This is a genomic window from Lysinibacillus sp. EB271-A1-10B (assembly GCF_058791335.1).
Genome location: NZ_JBYTDL010000018.1, coordinates 1 through 19,238, shown reverse-complemented (window position 1 = coordinate 19,238; position 19,238 = coordinate 1). Strand labels below are relative to the sequence as shown.

The following is a 19,238-nucleotide window of genomic DNA, read 5'->3' as shown; positions in this document are numbered from 1 at the left end:
TAATTAATTGAGGAGATTAAAGAGGAGGGCTTTTTCAATTTAATTACTCTATAAAACTTTTTCTGAATTTATTTCAAATATAAATTTTGGATTTTTCTTACTTTTATCAGAATTATTGAGTTATAATTATTTTATAATATGTAAAATAATTCCATATTATTGTTTTTTTCGTATGATTGTAATAAATTCAGAAAGAAAGGATGATTTTATGAAACAGAAAAGAAAATTGTAGATTACAAAAACCAATAAAAGTGTTTGCGACATCCGCTATTTTGGCAACTACATTATTTACAACTATTATGACAAACAATTTAAGTGTGCAGGCTGAAACAGTTTCCACACAAACAGTAAATCAATATGAACAGAGAGTATTTGACCTTCCAGGTACAGGGAGCTACCAAGATGAAGCGAATAGGAACAGAAGTAGGCAACACCAAAACAACTTTATGCCCACAGGTCTTTATGTGAAACCAGGTGAACAAGTTACAATAAATGTATCAGGTTCACAAAAAATTAGAGCTATTATTGGTGCCTATCATTTCGATAATATTTGGAATGCAGCCGTGGAACTTTCTCCTGGGTCTAATGTCATATCCTCTTCGGTAGGTAGTTTATTAGGGCTAGATAATTTTAACGACACAGGGACAGTTAAGGTGGAAGTGCAACAAGGTGGAAGTCCTATTCCACTCTTCGAACTAGGAAAGCATACGAAAGAAGACTGGAATGCGATGCTGACTATATATCCAAATGCTCATGCCGTACAACTAAAATCAAAGAAAGCAATACTACGGTTACGCAAGATGACGCTAAGAAATACATCGTGGATCAAAACCCTATCCCTTTATTAGAAAACTATGACAAAATGATTCAAGCACAAGATGAGATATTAGGGTTGTCTGAAAAAAATCCTAACCTTTTACATCGTACAACTCGTCGTATTTGGGCTTTCACAGAAAATCCTAATACAGATAGTTGGGGTTTTACTAACACATGGGAGGGTGCTGTATTTAATAAAGGTTCAATTAGAAGTACTTTAGATATCAATGAGTTTGGATGGGGAGAGATGCATGAAGCAGGACATGCAAGACAGCAACATCCATGGACGTGGGGGGCAGTGGTCGAAGACACTGTTAATCTGTATTCTTTAGCCGCATTTCAACAAGTATATCCTGATCGCCAACCACCTTTAGAAAAAGTAGGAGGGAATGGTCTGAAAAGATTACTAGAGTTAACGTAGGAACATTCACGATCGCTACCAGGAACGATTAAACGGCCTGAGTCTTTTGAAATTCAAGGCTCAAGCCGCTTAATGCATATATTATTTCCACTGACTGCTTGATTATGAGCAGTCCATAGTACCTGGAGGTGCGGATTATTTATATGCGTTGTTTGATTACTGGCTTACAGATTAAAGCAGGTGAACTAATTAGAATGCTAATCCGCTGTTTTAATTTTACACTTAATATAAACCAAACAGACATCTATCAAAACTACTGGCATCTATTTCTACGCTATATGATAGTTTTATAAGATCTTTTTTCTTTTTGAAACGTAATCAAAGCAAAAATAGAGGATAAAAAATAGAGTAGAAATGCGAAATAATATACATAAACTACACCTAGGTAATCAGAAATAAGACCCGATAAAAACACTGAAAGAGCAAATACTAAATAATACATATTGTCTTTAGCTGCATATAATTGTGCTAAAAGCTCACCTTTTATACATTTCTGTAAATAGGTTTGTTGAGTAATATCTCTTAATTGATAGAATGGACCCATCAATATAACTAAAAGAAGTGCCACCCAAGCCGTAGTATTAATAGCATAAAGAAGTACTAGTATACTAACAAAAAATGAGCCTGTTACAATGCCTTTTATTAAATGTTTTTGAAGCTTGATAGAAAATAAAGTTATGAGAATTCCTCCAATGATACTTCCTGCAAAATAGCTCGTGTTGATAAGTCCCCACCATTGTTCTTCTTTTTTTAATACTTCTTTTACAAAAACAAGTGTTATACCACCTATCCATATGCCTGAAGCAATTCCTTCTAAAATATCCATGATTGTAATGGTTCTTATCTGATTGCTCTTACTAAAGAGAATAAACCAACCAGCTTTGATAATATCCCATTTTGGTCTTTTCGCCGATTCTTTCCTTTCTTTGTTTTTTATAGGTAATGAAGTTAAGAAAGAGATTATTAAAAATATAATGCTCGTTATTAACACCTTATTACTTCCATGTAAATTAATTGCTATTGTTCCTAATGACCATCCAAGTAAAGAAAATGTTTGATCTGTTGTACTAATTAAACTATTTGCTTTTCCTAACTTAGATTTTTCAACCATTTCAGGGATTAGGGACATTCGAGATGGAGAAACAAAGCCATCCGTAAATCCGGCAAAACCAATTAAAATATAAATTAAGCATAGCTTTAAAACAGGATGTAAGAGAGTATTATCATTTGATATTGCTAAAATAAGCAGGATTACAACTAGTTGCGCTAGTATTGAACTACTCAGAATCTTTTTTATAGAAGCTTTTTCAGTTGTCAAAGGGAATACAAAAGAACTAACTAACTTTCCTATTACATGAATTAGCATAACTAAGGAAGCAAAAGTCGCTGAATGTGTAATGGAAAAGATAGTCAAAGTAATCGTCATTGTATATAATGACAGGGCTAATTTCCCGAAAGAAATGCTACTCCAAAGATAATAAAAATATTTACTCACCTTCTGCTCCTTCTTAATTTCTTATTAATTTTCATAAACACATCTAAAACCGACATCATTATTTCTTTCAATTAGAAGTCTTTTCTCGTAATAAGCAGGATGTAGTAATTCACCTATACTTGTAAAAGATCCACCTTTTACAATTGTCCAACCTGACCAATCATCCCAAATTAGAGAACGATCCATCCCTCTAAAGGAAGGAGTTTGCTCTTTTTGATCAAGATATCTAGTTCTTGTCCATTCCCATGTATTCCCAATCATTGATGATATATTGTATGGAGATTTGTTATTTTTTTCGTCTAAAATAGAAATAGTTCTTAATAGATCTATCTGTTGTAAAACTGTTTTTTTCCATGTTATATGTGAGGGATTTTTCATTTCAAAAGCAAGATTAAAATCATTAATTAATTCATGAGAATTCTCATAGCAATAACCATTGTTCCCTCTTGCCGCTTTTTCCCATTGATTGGCAGTAGGTAACTTCTTTCCTTTCCATGCAGCAAAAGCATAGGCATCATACCAATCTATTCCTGTGACGGGGTGATCAGGTTTAGCTTTTGGGTTATTAAATGTTGAGCGTCTATGTGATTTGTTGCAATCTTCATCTGAATGGCACCATATATGTCCATTTTCTTCTATTTTTCTACAGAATTCATCATACTCTTTATTTGTTACAGGATATTCGTCAATATAATACTCTTTTACATAGACTTTCTGTGAAGGATATGCAATTTCTAACGTATTAATTATTGGTTGTTCAATAATTTTATCCACTCCTTTAGAAAATTGTCCTTCAGGTATTAAAATCATATTAGATAAATCAATTTCTTTTCTTTCCTCTAAATTTAAAACTACAGGAGTCTTAAATTTTCTAAGTTTCTCATATAGTTCAAGTGCTACCAGTTCTCTTTTATTATTAAAGATTAAATTATTTATTACTTTTTTACGTCCACCAATAATTTTTTCAACTTCAATTAAAGCTTCTTCTTCAAACCCTTGAATATCCAGCTGACGAAGAAGATTTATAGAATTAATTGACACTAATTCGTCCGGGTCGCGAATTAGTAGTAATAAAAATTGAGGAAGCCACGGTATATCTTTAGAGAGTTCAGGAAAATAATTCAAAATACATAATTTTAATTGTGGATTTTTATTATCAATAACTGCTGAAAGTACGTCATCAAGATCATCTTCTGTTAACAATGATATTAGCTTTTCAAAAAGTCTATTGAATTTATTAATTCCCTCTATATCAATGTTTGTATTAGTACATAGTAGACAAATTTGTTGTACTAAACTTTCTTTTTTTAGTGCAATTTCCATAATAACCCTCCTTAAGATTGAAATATTTTTCTGATGTCTTGTTTTTTTGATTTCGAACTAAATGGAAGTCCCTTACCAGGATATTCTCCACCACAACAATATAAATATAATGTTCTTCTAATGCCCTTTTCTACAATAGGTGTAGTTGAAGAGTGGAATATTTTACCGATATGACAGATCATATCTCCCGCATTTACTTCAACTGGTAATGAAGGTGGAACAAATTTAGTAGTAGGGTTATTGTGGCTTCCTGGAATAACCTGGAGACATCCGTTTTCAATTATTGAATCGTCTAAATAGATTCCGAGAGATACAACTGGAGATAATATGTGATTGTCAGGGAAATCTATATGCCAATCAATTTTTTTGTATTTGCTCCCGCTGTTAAAAGTTTTTGTTTGTAAAATTGAGCCATGCATAGTATCTTCTAAAAACCATGCTTCCGGGTCATTTAGCAAGGATTTTCCAAGCTCTAATAAATTTTTAGAATCTATAATTTTTTTGGTTATTGGTCCGTATTTATCAAAATATGGCAATCTGTGCAGTATTGTATTTCCATTGTCATCCATTCCCGGTTGTGTTAAATCGTCTATTTCATCTTGAGGTATTTTTCCGTCGAGTGTATCTTCTGTCAATTTTCTTGCTTCTTGAAGAATAACATCCCTCTCTTTTTTATTTAATACATCTCGAAAAATTATGAAACCCCATAACTCGAAAAAATCTCTTTGTTCGTTTGTTGTATGTCCATTAAAAATAAATTTGTGCATTAATAAATCACCCCTGATAGTGTTGAAATTTTTAAAAATGCTAAATATTCAAAAAAGACTTGCAAAACCATAAGGCTTATTATACATTTATATCATAAAAAAGGAAAGAGGTGGGAAATAATGAAAAAAATGAGAAAGAATTGGCGTAATCGATTAGCAGTTGCTAAACCTGTTTTTCAAAATGAAAAATGGTAATGAAAAATAGTATTTAAATAAACAAGTATATCTAAAAAAGGAAGGGGTGAGTTTTATGAAGAAATTAAAAAAGAACTGGCGTAATCGATTAGCAGTCGCTAAACCTGTTTTTCAAAATGAGAAATGGTAATGAAAAATAGTATTTTAAACAAGTACAGAGAATTTTTACTTCTTCTGTACTTGTTTATTTATGAAAGGAGCATGTAGTATATGAAAGTAGATACTGAGATTTCTCATATGAATTTATACAATAGAGATTTAGATAAACTCCTAAATCTTGAGGACAAATTAGAACCCGAATATTTACATTCTCTTAATATCGATACACTTAAATATCAATTTGATCATATAATCATGCCAACGGTCTATTCCATTGAACACCCAGTTGCTGCGGAGTATGTTTTTGGTATGGCTATAGGACATCCACATACGTATGTGCGATTTAGACTTGTAGATTTCGTTAAAAAATGGTTGCCCTATTTTTCTGCAGTAGAGACAATTGTTACATTAACCCATGATCCAGATGATTTAGTTTCATTTAAAGCAATAGAAATTTGCGGGAAAGAAAAGTTAGAAGAGAGCTACACATATCTATCACCTATCATAGGTGGTGCAAGTAAAAAATTTTATAAACCAAATAAGCCTGTTGGATTAGGTGCTCAGAAAGTTTTAACTTCTCTTATTGATTTACTAGGTACAGATAATCCGGAAGAGATTGAAATTATTGAAAAATACTTTGCAAGTAAAGGTCATCTTTACAATAAATATGATTTTGAAGAGAAAATTTCAAATGAATTACTAGAGGAATTTTGTAAAAGAGAAGAAGAAGGGATGATTTTAATTCCAGGTGGCTTTTTCACATATGGTCTTGATCTTCACCAAATTCCAGATAAAACATTTGGATGGGAAGATACGTGCCCTTCACAAAAAGTGTGGCTACCACCATTTTTCATTGATAAATACCCAGTTACTAATAGGGAATATGACGAATTTGTAGATAGTATTAAAAGCGAAGGACATACTTTTTGCCATCCTTTTGAGCCAGAAGATAAAGAACATCAAAGGAATACATATTGGGATGAGAGGTTTAAGCCTGATCAACCAATAACAGGTATCGATTGGTATGATGCTTTTGCTTTCGCACGTTGGAAAGGAAAAGAGTTACCTTCAGAATTCCAATGGGAAAAGGCTGCTAGAGGATCAGATGGCTTAATTTGGCCTTGGGGTGATACATTTATCGGTAAGAATGTTAACTGGTCAGGAAGTTGGCTGGAAAAAGACCCTAAAACTTTAGAAGAATGGAGACTCGGAATTACACAATTCAGTGATGATTATCCTAAAGAACCTCTAAAGGAAGCAATGAATTATGAAAAGGTTCCCAATCCTTATGGGGTTGTTGGAATGATCGGAAACCATTGGGAATGGACTAAAAGTGACCTTTCAACAAGAAGAGTTTTTCATCCTATTTTCCATGACAAACAAGATAAAGATTTAAACAGACATTCCTTTGCAGTATTAAAAGGCGGATCATTTTTCTCAGTTCCTGGATTAATGTATCCTTCATTTAGAGGAAAAGATATCCCATTTTGTCGCCATAATGAGATGGGATTCAGATGTGTTAAGAGTATTCCCATCCATCAAATTCGAAAGGATATTGGAAAACCTTTAACTAATAAGGCGGTATATTAAAATAAATGTATTACTTCTAAGTTAAAATAAATATTAGTAGGGAGAATCTATTTTTTCATCAAAATAGATTCTTTCTTTATCTCTTTAAAAAATCAAAAACTTTTTCAATATCAACTGATAGAAATGAAAGAATTTTCGGTTTATTTCCTCTTTTTAATAGAAAACAAAGGTAGTGAACATCCATATTTCACTATAATCATTTGGCATATGCAACGAGTGTTTTAATGCTGTTTCTATTGGTGTTCCAGTGCTAGCGGGTCCATTTATCTTGGCAGGTCTTGTCCTTTTTATTATGTTACGTCTCGATCCATTAGAAATAGCAAAGGAGAGGATGAATAAGGAAATTAGGCAGAATCCTTTAGCAAAAAAGCTCACAATAAAAGAGGTCTTACAGTCGGTGCAACGGTGATGGTACTTACGCAAATTGTAATGGTTGCTATTATGACAATGACACCCGTACATATGAAACATCATGGCCATGGTTTATCGGAGGTTGGACTTGTTATAGGGTTTCATGTAGGTTCTATGTATCTTCCATCGCTCGTAACAGGTATTCTTGTTGATAAAATCGGGCGGACTGCCATGAGTATTGCTTCCGGAGTGACGCTGTTATTTGCTGGCTTATTGGCGGCGTTCGCACCAAGCGATTCTATGCTTCTATTAATCATTGCTTTATCTTTACTTGGGTTAGGGTGGAACTTTGGCTTAATAAGTGGTACTGCACAAATAGTAGATTCGACAGAGCCTTCGACACGTGCAAAAACGCAAGGGAAAATCGATGTTTTAGTTGCATTAGCAGGAGCTTCTGGTGGTGCTCTCTCAGGCATGGTAGTGGCTAATGCAAGTTATGCGGTATTATCTTTAGCAGGGGGCTTTTATCGTTAGTACTTATCCCCATTGTAATCTGGTCAAGAAGAGCTTGAGATAAATTAGATGATACAAAAATTATTATAAAACTCTATTAAAAAAACAACTTAATTTAAGGTTCTTTTGTTGGCATACGGTACTCCGTAATGTAAATCAAAAGAACCTTTTCCTCTTAATAAAAATAAATAACTATGTAATTAGCTATTTGTTTTAACTGCTTCTGTTTAATTAGATGTCTTAATTACCTCATTAAAGGCTGCAATAATTACCTCGATTTTATATCCCGCTTCGAGTAATTCATTAGTTATTTGTTCATATGTTCATTCCTTGATAATTTTTAAATCTAATTAGTCGTTATAAAATTGTAAGCATTGACAATGATTAAATATTCAGTTTTGGATACAAAAGTACATTTAAAAGACCGCAGCGTGTTCAGAAGCTACAGCTTAGAAAAATTTGTAGGAATGCTAATTTGTAATAGGGATAGCGTTTTGCAATAATAACTTGAGGCGTAGATGAAGGAAATATAATTGACACATTTTGAATACATGGAGCAACTTTTTTTATGTAGGGATATGTTTTAGTACTTTGCCTCAATTGGTAAAAGTACCAAAATGATAATAACAAAAAAATGTTCAGTATAATATTAACCTAATTTCCAATACTAAATTTGTTTTAAAAATAAGGAAGGAGGTTTCTATAAGTGAGATATCTTAAATGGGGTGTAATTGGTGCTGTTATTTTGAGTGTAGCTAGAGGATTTCAAAAGGGTACTCTTCAACAGTTCACAAAAAATATTTCGAACAAATTAAATCTACAAAATACTCAACAAATGATGCAGCCAATGCAACTAATGGCACAATCATCGCAGCAAAAGTTTCAGCCTTTACAACAAATGAACCAATCTTCACAACAATCGAAGCAACCTCAACAACAAGTAAACGAATCTTTACAACAAATGAATCAATCATTACAAAATACAGCCATTAACTCTTCATCGAGTAATTCTTCGAAATAATAATGTATTCAAAAAAACAATTGCTATGAATTAGAGGAATCTGGTGGAAAAAGCTTTTTTGACATTAAAACAATTCCTCAAATTGACCTTAAGTAGGGGAAAAGATATTCAATGGAACAAATAAAGAATTTAAAATCGTTGAAAGAACTATTTAAATTTTCCGCTGATGTGATTTTTCAAACATATAACTTTTTTCAACATAAAGTACATTTTATCACATGTGATTCAATGATTGACGAACAGTTATTAAATGGTGTTGTTGTTACTAGAGTTCAATCCTTATTATCTGGTTTATCTACAGAATTATTAGAAATAAAAATAATGAACGATTTGCATATACCTAAATTGCAAAAAGTAAAAAAAAATCCGATGCTATTACGCTGGTTTATACAGGGAATGTACTGTTGTATTTCGAAGAAGAAAACATACTTTTCTCAAGTAATATTTCAAAAAAACCAAATCGAAATCCAGAAGAAACCCTAATGGAATCAGTTTTAAAAGGACCGAGAGACAATTTTATTGAAGATATTTTAATCAACATCGCTCTAATACGTAAAAGATTACCCACCAATTCATTTAGTGTAGAGAATTTTGAAATTGGAAGGCGTTCTAAAACAAAAGTATCGTTGCTTTATATGAACGATATAACAAATAAAGAAATAGTGAATGTAATTAAGAAAGAGCTAAAACAAATAGACACAGATATTGTGTTTAGTGGTGATGTATTGATGGGGGAAATGGGAAAAGGAACAAAAATTATACCTAAACATGATTATACAGGTCGTCCTGATTATGCATTGCAAGCTTTAATGAGAGGACGAGTTATTATATTGGTTGATGGAGTATCGTATGCCATAATTGTACCAATTAATATAACATTACTTTTTAAAACAAGTGAGGATTATGAGTATCCCATTATTGTAAATTCTGTAGAAAGATTAATGCGTTTAGTAGGTATTTTTATTAGTATATTTTTACCGGGATTTTGGATTGCTATATCGACATTTCATCAAGAGCAAATACCTGTATATTTATTAGCGTCGTTAGTAGAATCGAGAACAGGAAATGTATTGCCAGTAGCTCTAGAAATGTTTCTAATGCTATTAATGTTTGAATTGTTTTATGAAGCAAATCTTCGCCTTCCATCTATTATCGTGGGAACACTAAGTATTGTAGGAGGATTAATAATTGGTAATGCAGCGGTTAAAGTTGGATTAACATCTGCTCCAATGCTTATAGTTTTTGCTATTTCAAGCATTGCAGGTTTTACATTAGTTAATCAATCCTTTATAGCAGGGGCAGGTATTTTAAGGTTTTTAATTATATTTGGATCTGCTATTTTTGGCTTGTTCGGTTTTTTTATATCAATGTTCTTCATTTTTCTTTATTTAGCAAACGTACGGGTATACGGTGTTCCCTACTTAACTATTTTCGCAGATTTGGTTTGGGCTGATATAAAAACATCCTTGGTGCGTCAATCCCAAAAAGGATATAGTCAACGTCCAAAATTTTTAAAACCGCAAGATAAAACACGAACACATGAAAAGTGCTAGATGGGAAAATTAGGAGCTGGAAAAATGAGCAGTCTTTTTTTTATGATTTTCCCACTTTCGAAATAGAACGTTCGTACGGGTATATGGAACATACATTATTTTCTGTTGATAATCATTTTGTAAAAGGGGTTGGTTGTTCCAATTTGATGTATATGGAAATGAACGATTGTAAATTCTTAAAGATGTAGTAAATATAATTAAAACACGTATAGAGAAAGTTGGATTACTAAATGAATTTTCACAACACAATGCAACTGAAAGTTTTTCGAACTGTAGTTTTGGATACCGGTGGTGTGATATATCGAATTCCGGCAGAGACTATTACGCTATCGGAGAATAAATTCTTGTATCACCTGTTTAAGGTTATTAAGTAAATGAAACAATTTCTTTTCTTAATCAGTATACTATTGGTATTGTCTACTATTGCATGTCCTATCAAGGCGGAAACAAATACTGTTCCTATTATGAAAGAAAGTATTGAGAGCATGAATCAAGAAAGAGAAACAAGTTCATTAAGCCATATCAATATACCGAATAGACCTCCGAAGAATCCCTTCTTAGTAGATGGACTATCTGGGCTCTCTCATTGGGATCCTGCCCAGACGGATTCAACTGTGGTTCCAGCTCCTTCTGGAATTAAGAAAATTCCTAAAAAAAAGATTCAGCGCATTCCTGGAGGTTTAATCAATATCTGCTATGTAAGTGGTCCGGTATATCCTACAGGAGAACAGACTATTTGGTTGGCAAACAATAATCGTATTGCCAAAGTTCTGATTGATGATGAGCAATTTGAATTAATTTCCGAGTTTAAAATTCCTGGTCAGTCTTATTTATCGCCCCAAGATGCTGATGCAGTAACGGATAAGCTAGATAGTTTCGAAAGTGAGAACGAGTTATTGGCTTACATCAATAAGAACTTCCCTAAATACGCGGAAGATATTGCTGTTCGTGCTGGGGTGTATCCGATGATGGATTATGAAGGGAATTTTTATACCGTTGTGAATGATAGCATTATGGTTTTTGGAGACAAACATTCGTATGATCCATTTTCGGAAATTGAATTAAAACGGAAATTTACACTGCCAAAGGAGTTATTAAATCCAAACATGAAATTGTCAGATGCATTGTTAGGATTGAATCTTACTTATGACGGCAAAGTGGTCTTTGTAACAGGAGGCGGTGTAGTTGGGGTTATTGATCGTTATTTCAAAGAGCAAGTACAGTATATTAAGCTGAGTGGGGAAACTATTTCAAACTCCTTTTCTCTTGATGAAAAAGGCGGTATTTACGTGGTATCCAGTAAATATATGCACAAATTTGTTTGGAATGGTAAGAAGCTCAGTGATAATCCAAAGGATGGGGCCTGGAAATCAGAGTATGAAGTGGGAGAAGCAGCAGGTGGTATAAAACTTGATGTAGGGTCAGGATCTACTCCGACTCTTATGGGGTTTGGGGATGACAAAGATAAACTTGTCGTCATCACAGATGGTTCCAAAGTAATGAACATTGTTGCTTTTTGGCGTGATGAAATTCCAACAGACTTTAAGCAGCAGTCTGGAACAAAGTCTCGTCGTATTGCGGGACAGATGAAAGTGAACTTCGGCCAAAATAATTTGAAAGAAGCACAGTCAGAGCAATCGGTGGCTATATTGGGGTATGGTGCTTTTGTAGTCAATAACAGTCTTCCTGATAAACTTCCGACAAAGCTTGAAAACGTTGTTGTTTCTGGGGTGACACGACCAGGGCCAAAAGGTGTTGAAAAATTTGAGTGGGATTTTAAGACGCATGAGTGGAAAAGAGCATGGGCGAATCCAAATGTGAGTTCTCCATCGGTAGTACCTATGGTAAGTGCGGGTAGTAATCAAGCTTATTTCAATGGTTATGTTGATGGGGCTTGGGAGATTACTGGACTCGACTGGGATACGGGGAAGGTTAAAACGCGTCTAATTTTAGGAGACAGTCAAGCATATAATGGAGCTTATTCCTTGATTCAGGTTTTGCCAGATGGTGATATTGTTTACGGAGGTTTAACCGGATATCTGAGAATCGATGCCAAATAAATAGAATAAAAAATTTTTGTGGAGTCGTTTATTTAATAAGTAAATAAAAAGGTTTACTTCTTGTTAAAAAAGGGGTAAGCCTTTTTGTTACTACTGATAATGATGGATTATGTTACTCGATATAGCCAGTAGCGCTTACAACACAAATTAATCGCAATGAAGGTCTAGAGGGCTATTGGGACGGCAGATAAATTACAGGCCCAAATTCGGCTGCGCATCAGCTCCAGATCCTTGTGATGACAGGCCGTGATACGACGGAAGCCCGTTTCTATACAGAAGGCGGCGATGAATATATGGAGATGTCCGGATATTTATACGTAAGTGAATCCAACGTAAAACCGCTGGATGCAGGCCAATAATCCAAAATTAGCTGCAAGCAAACGGGCATGCGAGATGGTTTACGATCCCGCAAGCGATAGCAGGGAAAACGATGACCGTGGTGTTGTCATCAAAGAGTTCATTCGCGGTGTATGATGAGAAGGGAGTGTGCGTCAATTTTACCGTTGTGAGTGGCGATAACAAAGTAAAAATGCCGAAGGACGGAACGATTGTTTTTGTTGTATCATACAAGCACGATAAAAGCGGCTAAAATAGTTAATAGCCCTTAAAATAAAACAATCTAGAGGTATTTAAGATTGCAATAGAGATAATAGCGGATACATATCTAGATATTTTACATAAGTTAATTTAGATGAAAAAATTTAGGTAAATAAGGGAGTGTGTGTTCATGACTCAACCATTTCGGCGAAGTCCGGGTTCAACCCAACCACAGCCACGTCAAATAAGTCCAGGTTCAATACAGCCACAACCATTTATAAGTCCAGGTTCAATACAGCCGCAACCATTTATAAGTCCTGGCTCAATACAACCACAACCGTACCCACCATTTCCACCATATCCGCCTCAGTACCCACCATTTCCACCGCAGTATCCACCACAATATCCACCATACCCACCATATCCTCCACCACAACAAACTGGTGGATGTATTCAAAAATGGGCTAATATGAAGTTAAGAGATGGAAGAACTTTAAATGTATTTGTGACTTCTATTGATGAAAAAAGTTTAGGTGGGTTCCTACCTAGTGGCCAACAGGTTGCAATAGATTTAAATGAAATTACATTTATGACTTGTTAAGCTTAAAATGATTTAACAATAAAAAACAACATTAAAAGTAAATAGGTAAAGTACTACCTTTAATACACGAGTCACCAAATGTCTGCTAATGACCTAAAGCAGACATTTTTTAATGAAGGATTTTAATGTACCATAAACCGTAATTTGCCTTAGGTACTAATCGTAATGTCGATGTTCGTTGATAACTTAAAATCCTAAATAAGGTTCCTTGCTGGGAATTCGTTATTGTAAGATATGATGTTACATTAAACAAAAGGTTAAGAACCATATTGACAATCTAATATTTTTTTATTATCATTTAAAAAAAATAAAATTCCGTATAACCCCAATAATATGGTTTGGGGGTCTCTACCAGGAACCGAAATTCCTGATTACGAAGAAAGTACAAAACTTGTATTTTCTTTGTAGTCAGGAATTTTTTGTATTTTAATCTAAAAATTTATTTCAGGAGGTCAAAAATGAACTTTTTAGCATTACCCAAAATTGAACTTCACTGTCATTTGGATGGAAGCCTAAGGGGTGAAACTATTATCGATATTGCACAGAAGGAAGGTATTCAGTTACCCTCTTTTGATAAGGATGAACTGCAAAAGGAGCTGATTGCTCCGTTAGAATGTGAATCCCTTGATGAGTATTTAAAAAGATTTTCTCTTCCTAATTTGGTCATGCAGTCCAAGGAGAACCTAAGAAGAATTACTTTTGAGCTATTTGAGGATGCAACAAGAGAAAATGTGAAATATTTAGAAGTTAGATTTGCCCCGTTACTTCATATATTACAAGGTCTTGATGTTGAAGAAGTTATTCAATCTGTTATAGAGGGAATGAGGGACGCCGAAAGCTGCTACGAAATAAAAGGAAATATAATCTTGTCTTGCATGAGGACAATGTCTGTAGAAAGCGCATTTGAAGTAGTTGAAAAGGGGAGAAAGTTCCTAGGAAACGGTGTGGTGGCAATCGACCTATGTGCATCCGAAGAAGAAGGCTTTTGTGAAAAATTCGTAGATCCAATTGCATTAGCTAAAAAATATGGCTACAGAGTTACTATTCATGCCGGTGAAACAGGAATTGGTAAAAACGTTCTAGATGCTGTTGAACTGCTAGGTGCTGAAAGAATAGGACACGGAGTATTTATTAAAGATTGTGCCGAGGCTTATAAGATTGTGAAAGAAAGACAGGTAGTGCTTGAAATGTGTCCAACAAGTAATGTCCAGACGAAAGCTGTTCATAATTATTCAGAACATCCGATTTATAAGTTTCATAAAGATGGAATAAAAGTGACATTTAATACGGATAACAGAACAGTATCTGATACTACAATGGAAAAAGAAATTTATTTAGTTGACAATGAATTTAATCTAACTGAAGAAGATTATCGACTAATTTATTTAAATAGTGTAGAAGCATCCTTTGCCGATCAAGAAACTAAAGAATGGTGTTTGGCACAATATTAAAGAAAATTAAAATTAGCAACACAAACTATCCCAAAACTCGAACATTTTTTTAGGGATAATGTAAATGAAACAACATAAAGAGCTTTGCTACTTATAATTTGTAGCAAGGCTCTTATCTTTTTGAGTAAAATTAAATAACTTTATTAATTCTTTTCAAAAGAGATACTAGTACATACACGGTTTATCAGAGATTGGAATTGTTATAGGATTTCATATAGGTTCTATGTATCTTCCATCGCTCGTAACAATAATTCCTGAGATAAAATCGGACGAACAACCATGAGTATTATAAATATTGAAAATATAATAATTTCTATTCTTCACTCCACCTTCCTTTTTGTCTAAGCAACTTTATTCGATATGAATAAACTTAATATATGAAGAGGAGGTGAATATAAAATGGCATCATTTGAAATTGGAGCGAGAAGTCTTTTCAATTTTCGAAACGAACGCTTTTTCCTATTAGTTGAAGATGAAATTACAATTCCAGAACAAGGTGTGGAGATTGATCCGGTTAATATCTATGAGATTGACCAACAAACTTTCAATTTTATTAGAGATGAAGGAGATACACCTGTGATTCGACCAGTTATTAATCTTCCAACTGTACCACCTGGATTTAAATTAGAACGAAAATGTATTTTTACAGTTGATAATGCATATTACGTAATTTATGATTTAGAAAATGGTACTGATAACAATGTTTTATTAAGAATCGGTGCAGCTTTATTTAACTCCTTGAGAAATTCTGGTGTTCGTGAATGTATTCCTCAAGATTTCATTAACTAAATGTTATTGCCATTTTAAATGTAGGGGTACAAAAAACAAGCGATCAATTTTATTGGGTGCTTGTTTTTTTATACGCCTGGCATGCAAATCCAATATCGAGTAAATGAGGCGGAGAGATGGTGAAAGTGCATACGCTTTTCTGGGGAGGTCTGATGGAAAAGTGAAGTATCTTCATAACCATTAGACGTAATTCCCAAGCCTTTGTTCAATGAGTAAAACGTTACAGGCAAGAGACCACTAAAAGTGTCATAGCAGATTGTTATATGGACATTTTTTACATAACGATATACCTCTAATTGTTTAATTGTTTAAGGAAAACATTCTTATTCTTATTGCGAATTTCAAAAGAATTTTAAAAATAATATGGAAAAGAGTATTTTTCTAAAAATTAAATTCATTTTATCTATATCTCATTTTGATACAATGAAATTAAAAGAAAAACATAGTGAAATTTATGAATTGAAAAGTATAGGAATGGAAAACAATGTAATTATAAGAGAAAGATTGGAGCAAATAATGCAAAAAACAATTTTAATTGTAGAAGACGAAGATATTTTACGTGAAATCGTTAAAGATTATTTATTAAATGAAGGTTACGATGTGTTAGAAGCAGCAGATGGAAAAGAAGCTTTAACGATATTTGAAGAACACGAAGTACATTTAATTATTTTAGATATTATGCTGCCAGAGTTAGATGGATGGTCTGTTTGTAGAAGGATTCGTAAAACATCTAATGTACCCATCATTATGTTGACAGCGCGTGTAGATGAAGATGATACATTACTTGGTTTTGAGCTAGGGGCAGATGATTATGTTACGAAGCCTTATAGTCCACCAATTTTATTAGCAAGAGCGAAACGATTAATTGAAAGTCGAAATTCTTCAGCAAATGAATCAAATGAAGATACATTATCCAGTAGTGGCATCTATGTACATTTTCCCTCACGTGCAGTAACTGTAGATGGAGAAACTATAACTCTAACACATACCGAATTTGAAATATTAACGTATTTAATGCAGAATCAAGGGATTATTATTACGAGAGAACAATTAATAATTAAAATTTGGGGTTATGAATTTGCTGGGGATGATCGTACAGTCAACAGTCATATTCGTAATCTGCGTCATAAATTAGGACATAAAGCAACTTGTATTGTAACTGTTGTCAGGGCTGGATATAAATTTGAGGGGAATGTATGAAAAAAGGGATTGTATTCAAATTATTTTTGCTAACAACAGCATTATGTACACTTATTTTAGTTACTATTTTTATTGGACAAACCCTTTTTTTTAAGCAATATTATGCTAACAGAAAGGTCAATGAAATTAAAACAAGTATTGAGTCATTTGAAAAAGAATATGTAAAGGCCGAGAATGATTTAAAAACAATTCAAGAGCTGGAACAAAATTTCTACCAAGAAAATACATCATGGATTACAACGTTAGATAGTGTAGGAAATATTAAAACTGCAAATGATTTTTCATTAGAAATACAATTAGATCTTTCTAAAAACAAGAATTTTTCTAATCGTGTCATTCATATCCCACTGTATAGTTTTATCGATGTAGAAGATATACATCGAACGCCTTTTCTTTTAGAGCAGGGCAATCGAATTACTATTGATGGCATACAAAAAGGTGAAACAATAGTTCCTGCAATTTTAACAGTTGAAAATGGTAATGTTGCTTTAGAGAATAAGCAACTATCAGAAATGTTATATGGAAAACAAACTGCAGAACCTATACCAAAAACAAACTCACAAATATATGTAGTAGGTAGTATTAAGAAAGTACAACTCCCACAGGGAATTGTAGGGACAAATTTTATTTATGCCAATCGTGTGTTGATCAACAGGATAAAACAATTTCAAGTGAATTTAATTATGAATGAAAATCATACTAATACTAATTTTGATTCTACAGAAATAATGGATTATGAAGAGAATGGTGTTAAATATAAACTAATAATTAAATCTATAAAAGATTCAAATGGTAAAACAAATTATATTTTTGCTATGACATCATTACAACCAGTAGATGAAGCCGTTCAGATGATACAAGATTATTATGTATATTTAATTATATTTGTATTGCTTCTTATAGTTTTAGTATCATTCTACTACTCCAAAAAAATTGCTAAACCATTGTTGCAAATAAATAATACGACCAAAAAAATCGCGGATTTAGATTTTTCGGAAATGATACCTATTACTACGAAAGACGAAATTGGCAGTTTATCGCACAATATTAATACGCTTTCAAAAACTTTGAATTCGTATATTATTCAGCTACAGGAAGATATAGAGAAAGAGAAACAATTAGAAAATACACGTAAAGAGTTTATTTCCGGCGTTTCACATGAATTAAAAACGCCTTTAAGTATTATGAAAAGCTGTATTTCAATTTTGGAAGACGGGGTCGCTAGTAATAAAAAAGATTATTACTTTAAGGCAATGTCAAAAGAAGTAGATAAAATGGATACGCTTATCATTGATATGCTGGAGCTAGCAAAATTTGAGTCCGGTACGTATAAGATGGAAATGGATATTTTCTTTATTGATGAGATTATAGAATATATATACGAGCAAGTAGCTTTAGACATAACTAATAAGCAATTACATGTCCATAAATATCTTTCTAAAATTGAAGTAGTTGCAAATCAAAATAGAATTGAACAAGTAATTACGAACTTTATTACCAATGCTATTCGTTATACGCCAGAAAACGAAAATATTATTATTTCAACTATTGAAGAAGAAGAACGCGTAAAGGTATGTGTAGAAAATAAAGGGGCACATATCGCTCCAGAACATTTAGAGAAAATATGGGATCGTTTTTATAGGGGGGATACCTCCCGTAAACGTTCCAAAGGTGGGACAGGATTAGGGCTTGCTATTTCTAAAAATATTTTAGAATTACATGGCGTACAATATGGTGTATCAAATACTGAAGATGGCGTATTATTTTATTTCTATTTAAATAAAAACGTGTAGATTTAAGTTCTACACGTTTTTAATTTTGGCTATTTTCTCAAAGATTGTTGTTTTTATTCTCTTGTGATAAAAAAGCAGCGATGATTCTACAAAAAATTGTGGGATCATCGCTGTTTTGACAAGCAATTTATGGATTATTGAAACGTCATAATATTGAGATTCGTAAACAGACAGATTCCCAGCGGAAGTACACATTGAACACCCATTTGTTCAATCAATAATTTTTTTAGCCTAAGGTAAATGGAAATGTTTATCCATATGGATGGGATTTGAGGTATTATTAAATTAACAGTGCTAGTTTAGGAGAGGGGATAGTGTTCTCAATTATATTCGGTAGTTTAGCCATTTTAATTGTAGTGTTTCTATTGTCTTTTGCGTCTTTTGGCAAAGAAATACTAGACGCGTTATTTAATAATGGGGATTTCTAGTCTATATATGTAATCTTCCATTCTTTTTTGACCACTATTCAAGAGGAATTTCCTTAAGCTTAACACTTGAATGATTTACAACTCGGTTATCGGTTGTTTAGTATTCTCCGCTTAATACAATAAAAAAATAGAGAGTGGGGAACACTCTCTATTTTAGTTATGTGCGCCCGGCATGCGTATGAACTATAGGGTGCAAGTCCCGAACCCCGAAGACAGAAGTAGAGGTTAGCCAAGA

General features: G+C 33.2%; 13 protein-coding genes, 3 pseudogenes and 1 riboswitch. Of the genes and pseudogenes, 13 read left to right on the top strand and 3 right to left on the bottom strand.

All coding sequences use genetic code 11. From position 1 onward, the window contains the following. Positions 1 to 251: 251 nt before the first annotated feature. Positions 252 to 1,201: pseudogene (locus AC3WSK_RS19250) on the top strand (M60 family metallopeptidase); the annotation flags it as partial. Positions 1,202 to 1,511: 310 nt separating this feature from the next. Here AC3WSK_RS19250 and AC3WSK_RS19245 read toward each other — a convergent pair. The 3 genes from AC3WSK_RS19245 to AC3WSK_RS19235 are packed head-to-tail and all read right to left on the bottom strand — an operon-like array spanning position 1,512 to position 4,822. Next, entirely contained in the window at positions 1,512 to 2,732 is a 1,221-nt protein-coding gene (locus tag AC3WSK_RS19245) for an MFS transporter (RefSeq protein WP_492414637.1), read from the bottom strand. 24 nt (positions 2,733 to 2,756) lie between these two features. After that, complete coding sequence (locus AC3WSK_RS19240) at positions 2,757 to 4,055, bottom strand: SUMF1/EgtB/PvdO family nonheme iron enzyme (protein ID WP_492414636.1); 1,299 nt, start codon at positions 4,053 to 4,055, stop codon at positions 2,757 to 2,759. 11 nt (positions 4,056 to 4,066) lie between these two features. Beyond that, positions 4,067 to 4,822, bottom strand: a complete 756-nt coding sequence (locus AC3WSK_RS19235; protein ID WP_492414635.1) for a phytanoyl-CoA dioxygenase family protein — start codon at positions 4,820 to 4,822, stop codon at positions 4,067 to 4,069. A gap of 405 nt (positions 4,823 to 5,227) precedes the next feature. Here AC3WSK_RS19235 and AC3WSK_RS19230 point away from each other — a divergent pair, with 405 nt between their 5' ends. The 12 genes and pseudogenes from AC3WSK_RS19230 (at position 5,228) to AC3WSK_RS19175 (ending at position 18,575) form a co-directional block, all read left to right on the top strand. Then, positions 5,228 to 6,706 (top strand): formylglycine-generating enzyme family protein, encoded by a 1,479-nt coding sequence (locus AC3WSK_RS19230; RefSeq protein ID WP_492414634.1) that lies wholly within the window; start codon positions 5,228 to 5,230, stop codon positions 6,704 to 6,706. Between the two features lie 226 nt (positions 6,707 to 6,932). Then, positions 6,933 to 7,629: pseudogene (locus AC3WSK_RS19225) on the top strand (MFS transporter); the annotation flags it as partial. Between the two features lie 647 nt (positions 7,630 to 8,276). Beyond that, on the top strand, positions 8,277 to 8,591 hold the full coding sequence (locus AC3WSK_RS19220) for a hypothetical protein (protein WP_492414633.1): 315 nt from the start codon (positions 8,277 to 8,279) through the stop codon (positions 8,589 to 8,591). A 111-nt stretch (positions 8,592 to 8,702) separates the two neighbouring features. Beyond that, positions 8,703 to 9,074, top strand: a complete 372-nt coding sequence (locus tag AC3WSK_RS19215; protein WP_492414632.1) for a hypothetical protein — start codon at positions 8,703 to 8,705, stop codon at positions 9,072 to 9,074. Next, on the top strand, positions 8,996 to 10,144 hold the full coding sequence (locus AC3WSK_RS19210; RefSeq protein ID WP_492414631.1) for a spore germination protein: 1,149 nt from the start codon (positions 8,996 to 8,998) through the stop codon (positions 10,142 to 10,144). The genes AC3WSK_RS19215 and AC3WSK_RS19210 overlap by 79 nt, the downstream gene beginning before the upstream one ends. A 374-nt stretch (positions 10,145 to 10,518) precedes the next feature. Next, positions 10,519 to 12,204, top strand: a complete 1,686-nt coding sequence (locus AC3WSK_RS19205) for a hypothetical protein (protein WP_492414630.1) — start codon at positions 10,519 to 10,521, stop codon at positions 12,202 to 12,204. Positions 12,205 to 12,329: 125 nt separating this feature from the next. Beyond that, a pseudogene (locus AC3WSK_RS19200) lies at positions 12,330 to 12,793 on the top strand (hypothetical protein); the annotation flags it as partial. A gap of 138 nt (positions 12,794 to 12,931) precedes the next feature. After that, entirely contained in the window at positions 12,932 to 13,342 is a 411-nt protein-coding gene (locus AC3WSK_RS19195; protein ID WP_427482251.1) for a hypothetical protein, read from the top strand. A gap of 295 nt (positions 13,343 to 13,637) precedes the next feature. Continuing rightward, positions 13,638 to 13,736: riboswitch (purine riboswitch) on the top strand. A gap of 64 nt (positions 13,737 to 13,800) precedes the next feature. Continuing rightward, on the top strand, positions 13,801 to 14,793 hold the full coding sequence (add, locus tag AC3WSK_RS19190) for an adenosine deaminase (RefSeq protein ID WP_492414629.1): 993 nt from the start codon (positions 13,801 to 13,803) through the stop codon (positions 14,791 to 14,793). Positions 14,794 to 15,192: 399 nt separating this feature from the next. Next, complete coding sequence (locus tag AC3WSK_RS19185) at positions 15,193 to 15,582, top strand: spore coat protein (RefSeq protein ID WP_079561258.1); 390 nt, start codon at positions 15,193 to 15,195, stop codon at positions 15,580 to 15,582. Positions 15,583 to 16,098: 516 nt separating this feature from the next. Further along, entirely contained in the window at positions 16,099 to 16,782 is a 684-nt protein-coding gene (locus AC3WSK_RS19180; protein ID WP_492414628.1) for a response regulator transcription factor, read from the top strand. Further along, a complete protein-coding gene (locus AC3WSK_RS19175) occupies positions 16,779 to 18,575 on the top strand; it encodes a sensor histidine kinase (protein ID WP_492414627.1) in 1,797 nt (598 codons plus the stop codon). Before AC3WSK_RS19180 ends, AC3WSK_RS19175 begins: the two co-directional genes overlap by 4 nt. Positions 18,576 to 19,238 lie beyond the last annotated feature (663 nt).